Source organism: Streptomyces sp. NBC_00727, from assembly GCF_045161745.1.
In the GTDB taxonomy this organism is placed as follows: Bacteria; Actinomycetota; Actinomycetes; order Streptomycetales; family Streptomycetaceae; genus Streptomyces.
In genome coordinates this window covers 5,575,411-5,584,693 of record NZ_CP108981.1, presented here as the reverse complement: position 1 = coordinate 5,584,693, position 9,283 = coordinate 5,575,411, and the positions used below count along the sequence as shown (strand labels likewise).

The 9,283-nt window shown below is 71.4% G+C and carries 7 protein-coding genes and 3 pseudogenes; 8 read left to right on the top strand and 2 right to left on the bottom strand.

Annotated elements, in window-relative coordinates; all coding sequences use genetic code 11:
- The first annotated feature begins 21 nt into the window (after positions 1 to 21).
- From OG242_RS25360 to OG242_RS25335, 6 genes and pseudogenes are all read left to right on the top strand, one after another.
- Positions 22 to 348 (top strand): protein kinase domain-containing protein, encoded by a 327-nt coding sequence (locus OG242_RS25360; protein ID WP_405901724.1) that lies wholly within the window; start codon positions 22 to 24, stop codon positions 346 to 348.
- Positions 252 to 1,037: pseudogene (locus OG242_RS25355) on the top strand (3'-5' exonuclease); the annotation flags it as partial. The gene OG242_RS25360 and the pseudogene OG242_RS25355, both read left to right, overlap by 97 nt.
- Positions 1,038 to 1,246: 209 nt before the next feature.
- A complete protein-coding gene (locus OG242_RS25350) occupies positions 1,247 to 3,289 on the top strand; it encodes a sigma-70 family RNA polymerase sigma factor (RefSeq protein ID WP_405900329.1) in 2,043 nt (680 codons plus the stop codon).
- 90 nt (positions 3,290 to 3,379) lie between these two features.
- The gene (locus OG242_RS25345; protein WP_405900328.1) at positions 3,380 to 4,702 is read left to right on the top strand and encodes an LAETG motif-containing sortase-dependent surface protein; all 1,323 of its coding nucleotides are present in this window, start codon (positions 3,380 to 3,382) and stop codon (positions 4,700 to 4,702) included.
- A gap of 485 nt (positions 4,703 to 5,187) precedes the next feature.
- On the top strand, positions 5,188 to 5,391 hold the full coding sequence (locus OG242_RS25340; protein WP_405900327.1) for an SMP-30/gluconolactonase/LRE family protein: 204 nt from the start codon (positions 5,188 to 5,190) through the stop codon (positions 5,389 to 5,391).
- 43 nt (positions 5,392 to 5,434) lie between these two features.
- A pseudogene (locus OG242_RS25335) lies at positions 5,435 to 6,601 on the top strand (glucose-6-phosphate dehydrogenase); the annotation flags it as partial.
- A 59-nt stretch (positions 6,602 to 6,660) separates the two neighbouring features.
- Here OG242_RS25335 and OG242_RS25330 read toward each other — a convergent pair.
- Both OG242_RS25330 and OG242_RS25325 read right to left on the bottom strand, forming a co-directional pair.
- Positions 6,661 to 7,743 carry a PP2C family protein-serine/threonine phosphatase gene (locus OG242_RS25330; protein ID WP_405900326.1) on the bottom strand — a complete coding sequence of 361 codons (1,083 nt, stop codon included), beginning with the start codon at positions 7,741 to 7,743 and terminating at the stop codon, positions 6,661 to 6,663.
- A 74-nt stretch (positions 7,744 to 7,817) separates the two neighbouring features.
- Positions 7,818 to 8,313 (bottom strand): annotated as a pseudogene (locus OG242_RS25325) (gluconokinase).
- A gap of 239 nt (positions 8,314 to 8,552) precedes the next feature.
- Here OG242_RS25325 and OG242_RS25320 point away from each other — a divergent pair.
- Both OG242_RS25320 and OG242_RS25315 read left to right on the top strand, forming a co-directional pair.
- Positions 8,553 to 8,816, top strand: a complete 264-nt coding sequence (locus tag OG242_RS25320) for a CopG family transcriptional regulator (RefSeq protein WP_405900325.1) — start codon at positions 8,553 to 8,555, stop codon at positions 8,814 to 8,816.
- A complete protein-coding gene (locus OG242_RS25315; RefSeq protein WP_405900324.1) occupies positions 8,813 to 9,229 on the top strand; it encodes a PIN domain-containing protein in 417 nt (138 codons plus the stop codon). The genes OG242_RS25320 and OG242_RS25315 overlap by 4 nt, the downstream gene beginning before the upstream one ends.
- The last annotated feature ends 54 nt before the right edge of the window (positions 9,230 to 9,283 follow it).

The window sequence follows — 9,283 nt, the reverse complement described above, 5'->3', positions numbered from 1 at the left end:
GGACGGATCGGCCACGGCGGCATGGGCCAGGTCTACCTCGGCGAGTCCGCCGCCGGTGAGGCCGTCGCGGTGAAGGTCGTCAAACCCACGGTCGTCGATTCGGAGACCCGGCAGCGGTTCGCCCAGGAGATCGAAGTCCTCAAGACGGTCTGGGGACCGCGTGTCGCCGCGTTCGTGAAGGCCGACACGGAGTCGGAGCAGCCGTGGCTCGCGACCGAGTACGTGGAGGGCCCCGACCTGCGCCGGCTCCTCACATCGTCGTCGACGAGGCACAGGACCTGCGGGCCGCGCACTGGAAGCTGCTGCGGGCGATGGTTCCTCGTGCCGCCAACGACATCTTCCTCGTAGGTGACACTCACCAGCGCATCTACGGCAACCAGGTCACACTGGGCAGCCTCGGGGTCCATATCCGCGGGCGCTCGGCCAAGCTGACGTTGAGCTACCGAACGACGCGGCAGATCCTCGGCTCCGCTCTCGGTGTGCTCAGCGGTGAACGCTTCGACGACCTGGACGGGAGCACCGAGGACCTGGCCGGGTACAGGTCCGTCCTGACCGGAAGCCTTCCGGAGTTGCACGGTTGCGACGACTGGGAGTCCGAGCAGGAGACGATCGCCGCACTCCTCGCCGACTGGATCGCCCTGCCGACGCCCCCCGGGCAGATCGCCGTCTGCGTTCCGACCAACGCCATGGCGAGCGAGCTTGCTTACACCCTGCTCGCCCACAAGGGCATCAAGGCCGTCGAGATCGGCCCCGAAGGCCCTCGTGGAGACGAAGGCGTCCACATCGGCACGATGTTCCGCTTCAAGGGACTCGAGTACCAGCGCATGGTCATCGCGGGCGTGCGGGACGGGCTCGTCCCCCGTGAGGCGGTCACCCGCCTACAGAGTGACGATGCCGTCCGCTATCGGCGCGAGCTCCAGCGGGCCCGCTCACTGCTCTTCGTCGCTGCCACCCGTTCTCGGGACAGCCTCGCCATCTACTGGCACGGCCGTCCGAGCCCGTTCCTCCAACCGCTCATGCGTGTGCCCGCCTCGTGAACACACCGGACGGCTGAGCCCTCCTGGAGCAGGAGATCCTCGGGGGACTCAGCCGCCCTGTTCGGCGAGCCAGACGCTCCGGAGCACTGATGGCGCAGGTGACGTGTAATCGACATGGACGGGACATGGCACGAGGCGGCCACGAAGCGCACGCCCAGCAAGGACGCGACGCCCCGTGCCGCTCGGTGAGCTCGAACTTTGGCTGACGCGTGGTGTGGATCTTCCCCGTCTACCGGATGGTGAACACCGCCTTCAAACCGCGCGCCGAGGCGATGACGGCCACCCCGCACTTCTGGCCCCACTCCCCCACCCTGCGCAACTTCGACGTCGCGATCAACCAGTCCGGCTTCCTGACCAACCTCCGCAACAGCCTGATCGTCGTGGGCTGCTTCGTCGCCCGAGGTCCGGCACCGGCCGAGCCTGAGGCACTGATCCGGGTGTGGCCTCCTTCACGCCGCCCGGAGAGAGTCGTGAGCGCACCGGCACGCCTCGCACGGGCCAGTCACGGGGCCTCGACGGTCCGGCGGCGACGGTATGCGAGACTGCGCACCGATTGTCGTACGGATGTGAAACGAGCGCAGGGCTATGACCGACCACAGGGCTGCCCCCCCCCGAAGCAGCGACGCGGTGTGAACCGCGGCCGGAGCGGTCCCGGCGGCGCCGCCGACAGCGACGGCCTCACCGACGCGCTGCTGACCGCGGCCCTGCGCGACGGCGGTGACGCGGGCGCGGTCGAGGAGCTCTACCGCCGGCACGCCGGCGCCGTGCTCGCGTACGCCCGCACCTGCTGCCGCGACCCGCACACCGCGGAAGACCTCGCCTCGGAGGCGTTTGCGCGCACCGTGCAGGCAGTGCACGACGACAGGGGCCCCACCGACGCCTGGCGCCCGTACCTGCTGGCCGTGGTCCGGCACACCGCGGCCCAGTGGGCGGACCGGGACCGTCGGGTCGACCTCGCACCGGAGTTCGACGCATGGTTGGAAGCCACGGCACGGAACCGCGACCCGGCCCCGGCGGGTGCGGAACAGAGCGGCGAGGACCGCGTGCTGCGCGCGGTGGAAGGAAGTCTGATCGCGGCGGCGTTCCGGTCCCTGCCGGGACGCTGGCGGGCGGTGCTCTGGCACTCCGTCGTCGAGGACGAGCCCGCGGCGAAGGTGGGGACCCTGCTCGGACTGACGTCCAGCGGGGTTGCTTCCTTGACGGCGCGGGCCCGCGAAGGGCTGCGGGAGGCGTACCTCGCGGCCCACGCGGAGCAGGGGGCGGTCCACGAGGAGTGCCGCCGGTGCAGCGGGCGGCTCGCCGCGGCGGTACGCCGGTCCCGGCCGCGCCGGGACGTCCACCTCGACCGTCACCTGGACCAGTGCGGACGGTGCCGCAGGGCGGTCCGGGAACTGACGGACCTCAACCAGCGGTTGCGTTCGGTGCTTCCGGCGGCGGTGCTGCTGTTCGGCGGGCCCGCCTATCTGAAGGCGCGTGCGACGGCGGCGAGTACGGTCGGCCCCGCCATGGGCGGCGGGGTGACCGGGGCGAAGGCCGGTGTGCTGGCCGCGGGCACCGTGGCAGTGCTGTTCGGCGGCTGGGCCCTGTGGCCCGGCGGCGGTGCCGAGCCCGAGGTGCCCGCACCCGCGGTGAGCGCCGCACCGTCCTCTTTCGCCGCTCCCTCTCCCTCACCGGCGTCCCGGGCCCCGCAGAGCCCGCGGCTGCCCTCGGCGACCGCGAGCCCCTCACCGTCCGTGTCCGCACCCTCGGCACCGGCCAAGTCCACGAGCCCTCGGCTGCCCGCCCTCGGCGGGCCGAGCACGCTGCGTTTCGTGTCCACCGGACGCTGCGTGGAGATACCCGGTGGTGCCGTGCAGCCCGGCGTCCGTCCGGTGGAGGCGGCCTGCGACGGTGGCGCCGCCCAACAGTGGACGCTGCTCGAACCGTTCCCGGGGGACCGGGCGCGCACGCAGGTGCGCAACGAGGCGACCGGCATGTGTCTGACCCGGTCGGGCAGTACGGAGGACCACGCGCCGGTGACTCAGCAGACCTGTGACGCCGGGCAGGCGAACCAGTTGTGGAACCTCTGGACGGACACCGCGAAGAGCGAAGCCGCCCTCCGGACCGCCGACGGCACCCGCTATCTGGGCCTCGTCGAGTGGCCCCGCGCAGACAAGGACCAGGAGCACGGCACGGCGATCGGGACCACGCGCTACTACTACGGGTCAGCCTCGATGAGGTTCCGCTACGAGCCTCGACTGCTCGGAGGGTAAAGAAATAGCAAAGTCGCGGGACGGTCCGCGGACCTCGGACTCCTCCCCCCTCGGAAGCACTTCCGCACCACTTCCGAAGGATCAGGAACCATGAAGACATCCGCCCTGGGCCGTATCGCCCTGGCCACCGGCATCACCGCGCTGACCGCCGGACTCTTCCCCGCCACGGCGCACGCGGACGACGCCGTGGTGGAACGCCGGACGCTGCCCGTCCTGGTGGAGTTCGCCGACAGCTCCTTCCAGTACCCCGACAAGGTGAAGGAGAGCACCCCGGACACCTACTTCGGCACGAAGAAGGACTCGCTCGCCTCGTTCTACTCGGAACTCTCGCGCGGCCGGTACCGCGTGGTCCCGGCCGTCGACGAGCAGTACCTCGGCCCGATCAAGCTGTCGATGAACGCGAGTTGCGACCACGGGGAGATCAACAGCCAGACGCAGAAGGCACTGACGGAGCAGGGACTGGTGCAGGGCGAGGACTACGACAGCCTGTCGATGGTCTTCCCCGCGCAGAAGACCGGCTGCGACTGGGCCGGCCTCGGCTCCGTCCCCGGCCCCTACACCTGGATCAACCTCTACGGCACCGCCAGCGGACTGGGCATCGTCGGGCACGAGTTCGGCCACAACCTGGGCCTCGGCCACCAGACCCGCTCCATGTGCGGCGACGGGGACCTCGTCGACTGCGAGGCCAACGGCACCAGCGCCAAGTCCATGATGGGCGGCGGCGGTCCGGCGGCCGGCATATCGGCGCCCGAGATGATCCGCGCCGGCTGGCTCTCCGACAGCGAGGCCGTGAAGGTCGCCGAGTCGGGTACCTACACGCTGCGTTCCCTGCACGGCGAGGGCAGCGGCACCCGCGCCCTGGACATCCCGATGGGCAAGGACCGGCTCGTCGTCGAGTACCGCCACGCGGCCGGCTCCTTCGACCAGGACATCGAGGGCGTGCACGCCTACCGCGTCCCCGAGGGCAACTACGGCTCCTCCACGCTGATCGACACGACCGAGGTGAACAAGACGGCCGGCAACGACGCCCCGGCCGACGCGGACGCCATCACGTCCGTCACCGACAAGGAGGGCAAGGTGTCGGTGGCCGTCGTCTCCTCCGGCGCCGGCCACGCCGAGGTCAAGGTCTCCCTCAACGGCGAAGACCTCTCGACCGTCGTGGACACGCCGGAGAAGACCACCTCCCCGGCCCCCGAGCACACGGGCACGGACACCGACGCGGGCGACGGACTGCCCGACGGCACGGAGGTCAAGGGAGGCAGCGCGGAGCAGCCCGCCGCAGCCGACAACTCGCAGGATCTCGCCGCGACCGGCGGCGACTCCAGCACCCTGCCGCTGACCGTGGGCGGCGCCGCCCTCGTGGTGGCCGGGGTCGGCGCACTCGTCCTGATGCGCCGCCGCAAGCGCGCCTGACCCCTCCGCGCGGACCCCGGGTCCGGTACCGCCCGGCCCGGGGCCCGCGCCAACCGGTACCGGACCCGGGGGCAGGTGTGGGTGCCGTCCGGGGGAACGCCGTCGGGCAGCCCGCCCGCACCAGCGCCCTCGTCGGCAGCATGCGAACCGGCGGACTGTGGTGATCGTGCGTCCGGTCCGGGGGATGGTCCGGATGGCGGTCGGTGGAGATGCGGCAGGGCAAGAGGCTGAGGAACACTGCTGCATACGGCCCCGGGTCGTCCGGTTCCGCTCGACCACATCCGGGGATTGCCATGCCCACCAGCCACGCGGAAGGACCGCACGGCTGTCCGGTCCTGCGCCCTCCGGCTCGTCCGCCCGCTCTCTGCGGCGTTCTTCGGTGGCTCGACCTGCCGGCCGGCGACGCGCTGCCGGACGCGGCCGTGGCGCGGCGGCACATCGACACGGTCGTCGCCGCGGTCCGGCCCCGAAGACAAGGAGGCACCGTGAACGGAGCGGAACACGGCTTCGCCCTCCTGTGCGGACGGCGCCCGTTCGCCGTCGCACCGGACGGGCCGGGCAGGCCCGACGGGCTGACGGTCGACGCGGAGGGTGGGGTGCGGGCCGCCCTGTACGACGGCGGCGCGGTGCATCGGTACGCGCTGGACGGCACCCTCGACGCCGTGTTCGTACGGGAGTTCGCCGGATGAGCGCTGACGGCGCCGCCCGGACAGGGCCGGCGGACCGGCCGTCGACGCCGTCGTCCGCGGCGCCCGCTACGTGGCGACCGACGCCACCGACGAGGACGGCCTGCGCCGGCTGCTGGCGGGCCACCGCGGCCGCCTCTCGCTGTATTTCGCGCTGCCGGCGGCCGTCACCGTCGAGGCTTGCCGAGCGCTGTCCCGGATCGGGGTGCCGGAGGGGACGCGGCTGGTGCTGGAGAAGCCCTTCGGTACCGACGCGGCCAGTGCCGCCGCGCTGAACGACCTGCTGCACGGTTTCGTGCCGGAGGACCACGTGCACCGCGTCGACCACTTCCTCGGCATGTCCACGGTGCTCAACATCCTCGGCGTCCGTTTCGCCAACCGGGTGATCGAGCCCATGCTCACCTCCGAACACGTCGCGGCGGTCGACATCGTGTTCGACGAGACGCTCGGCCTGGAGGGCCGCGCCGGCTTTTACGACGTGACCGGCGCCCTGCGCGACATGCTGCAGAGCCATCTGCTCCAGGTGCTGGCACTCGTGGCGATGCCCGCCCCGAGCACCCTGGAACCGGCCGACGTACGGGATGCCAAGGCACACGTCCTGCGCGCCACCCACGTCTGGGAACACGACCCCGAGCGATTCAGCCGACGCGCCCGCTACACCGCCGGCACGGTCGACGGCCGTTCACTGCCCTCGTACGTCGACGAGCCCGGCATCGATCCCGCGCGGGAGACCGAGACCCTGGCCGAGATCGTGCTCGCCGTCGACACCTGGCAGTGGGCCGGTGTGCCCTTCCGGGTCCGTTCGGGCAAGGCGATCGGCTCGCCCCGGCAGGAGGTCACCTTCTGGTTCAAGGCACCCCAGCACGTGCCGGACGGGCTCGCCGGTGAGGTCCACCGCAACCGGCTGGGCATCGGCATCGGGCCCCGTCGCCTTCAGCTGGACATCAACATCAACGGTCCTGGGGACCCCACCACCGTCTCACCGGTGACGCTCGACACCAGCTTCAGCCCGGGCGAACTGCTCGAATACGGCGAGGTCCTGCGGGGTGTCCTGGAGGACGACAAGCCCCTGTCGGTGCGTGACGACATGTCGGTCCAGTCCTGGCGCATCGTCGGACCGGTCCTTCAGGCGTGGCGCGAGGGCCGCGTCCCCCTCGACGGCTACCGGGCCGGCAGTACGGGCCCGGCGCACTGGGAGGACCGTACGACATGAGCGCCGACCGCTGCTCGGCGTCCTCGGGGTGCTGCCCCCGGTGTCTTCCCGGGGCGGGCCTACTCGACACGAGTGACCGCGACGAGCGCCGCATCGTCCTGAAGTTTCCCCCCGGTGTGCCGCAGTACGGCGGTGAGGAGGGTGTCGAGCACCGTCTCCGGATCGGACGGCAGGGGCCGGGACAGCACCGGAACGGGGCCGAAGAAGGTTCCCTCCGTGTCGCGGGCCTCATCGATGCCGTCGGTGAACAGCACCAGAGTGGCGCCGACGGGCAGTTCGAACCGGTCGACCGGAACGCCGTCGCCGCCGAGGGAGCCAAGGCCCAGTGGCAGTGACGGCGTGGCCGGCTCCAGGGCGTGCACCTTGCCGTCGTGGACCAGCAGGGACGCCGCGTGGCCCCGGTTGGCGACGTGCAGCACCGAGTGGTCCGGGGGCAGCTCCGCGACGACCGCCGTGGCGAACGACTCCGCTTCCGCCCCGTCCGCCTGTGCGGCCCCCACCCGCATCCGGTCCTCCAACTGCCGGACGACACCGGGCAGATCCGGCCGGTGGTCGGATGCCTCACGGAAGGCGCCGAGCAGGGCGTTGACCGTGCGCACCGCCTGGAGGCCCTTGCCGCGCACGTCGGCGAGGAGGATCCGGACACCGTGCGGCGTCTCGTGGACCGCGAAGAGGTCCCCTCCGATGGCGGCCTCCTCATGGGCGACCTCGTACCGGAAGGCCACGGCCAGCGGCCGCACTCTGCGAGGCAGTTCCGGAAGCACCGCGCGCTGCACGGCCGCGGCCACCTCGCGGCTCGTCCTCAGCTGCCGCCGGTCGCGTGCCAGCAGCACGTTGAGGGCCGACGCCACGATGGTGAGAAGGATCAGACTGGTGAACGGGACGAGATCGTCCCGGGCCGGTTCCCGTTCCAAGAGGACCAGGACAAGCCCCGCCACGTTGGCCGCCACCCCGGTGGCGATCGTCCCACGCAGGGAGAGGAGGGGCGCGGCCGTTCCCGGGGCCGCCGCCGCGAGCAGGGGGAACACGTTGATGCCACCGAGGGTGGAGTAGTCGATGACGAACGCGCACCCGATCACCGCGGCGGGCAGCCACCGGAGCCTCTGCCGTCGCTTCTCCGCGGTGTTGTGGCTGTGGCGCATCTGGTGTCCCTGAGGTGATCGTCCCGCGAGGTCCGGAAGCCCGAGGATCGCGGGTCGGCGGGAAAGGAGGGGGACTATCGTTCGGCGGCGGAGTCCCAGAGGTCGCGCAGGGCCGCCACGACGCGGTCGGTGACCTCCTCCGGGGGGCCCGAGACATCCACCGTGACACCCGTCTCGTCCGGCTCCAACGGCTCGAGCTCGGCAAGCTGGGAGTCCAGCAGCTCCCGGCGCATGAAATGCCCCTGGCGGCGCGCCAGCCGCCCCGGATGAGCTCGCGATCGCCCGCGAGGTGCACGAAGACGACTCCGGGAGCCGTCGCCCGCACCCGGTCGCGGTACGCCCTGTGCAGCGCCGAACCGCTGATCACCCCGCCGAGTCCCGCCCGTTCGCTCGCCCAGGCACCGATCCTGTCCAGCCAGGGCCACCGGTCCGTGTCCGTGAGCGGCTCACCGGACGACATCTTCGCGATACCGGCCCGCGTGTGGAAATCGTCGCCCTCCGCGTAGGGGGCCCCAGCTGGGCCGCGAGCAGGACACCGACAGTCGTCTTGCCGGTACCCGTGACGCCCATGAAGAGATCGAATTTCGACTACTCGGAAAGACATGCAGGTCAGAGCCGGTATGCGTTTCAAAATCACACCTGGTACGCGCCCTCAGCGTCAAACGAGCGTCACGGATCACCACGGCGGCAGGCAGTGACGTGTCAGCTACACGGACGACGCGGGCGCCCAGAGCTCAGAAGGACTTGCCTGATCACGCAGCCCGAACGGCTCCGAAACCACGAGGAGCGCCAGCGGTAGGATAGGTAGCATGAGTGAAGCCACCAGCAAGTACTCCATCACCATGCCGCGGGACATCGCCGAGGCCGCCCGCCACCGCAGCGGGCCTTCCGGCCTCTCCGCCTACGTCGCCGCAGCGGTAGCCCGTCAGGTCGAGCGCGACAATCTCAACGAGCTCATCGCCGTCGCCGAGGCGGAACACGGCCCCGTCACCGACGAGGAGATCCAGGCCCTGCGCGACGAGCTCCACCAAGCCCGGCAGCAGCAGGGCTCGGGCCGGGCGGACGCCGCGTGACCCGCACCTCCCCCGCGGTCCCGGGCGGCACCCTCGTCCTGGACAGCGAAGGGCTGGCGAAGGCTGTCTTGCGCGACCGCACGATCACTGCCTGGCTCGCCCTCGCCCGCGCCGATGATCTCCGGGTCGTTACCTCCGCGGCCACCCTGGTCGAGGTCATTCACCCCCGGATCAACCGCCCTGCCCTGGAGTGGACCCTCTCCCGGCTGGTCGTGGAACCGGTCACCGACCCGCTCGCCCGGCACGCCGCCACGCTCCTCGCCGACGCCGGGCTCCACGGCCACAAATACGCCATCGACGCCATGCTCGCCGCGACCGCACTCGCCGCCCCCGGCCCCACCACCGTGCTCACCTCTGACCCGGAGGACCTCACCACCCTCTGCGGGACACGAGTCACGGTGATCAAGATCTGACGGGAACCGCCCAGCTTTCCGTCAGGACCAGAAGTCCGGTCGCAACCAAACTGC

Coding starts and splice junctions, on each gene's coding strand:
- OG242_RS25360 (WP_405901724.1), top strand. CDS start 22: ATGGGCCAGGTCTACCTCGGCGAGTCCGCCGCCGGTGAGGCCGTCGCG.
- OG242_RS25345 (WP_405900328.1), top strand. CDS start 3,380: ATGAAGACATCCGCCCTGGGCCGTATCGCCCTGGCCACCGGCATCACC.
- OG242_RS25330 (WP_405900326.1), bottom strand. CDS start 7,743: ATGCGCCACAGCCACAACACCGCGGAGAAGCGACGGCAGAGGCTCCGG.
- OG242_RS25320 (WP_405900325.1), top strand. CDS start 8,553: ATGAGTGAAGCCACCAGCAAGTACTCCATCACCATGCCGCGGGACATC.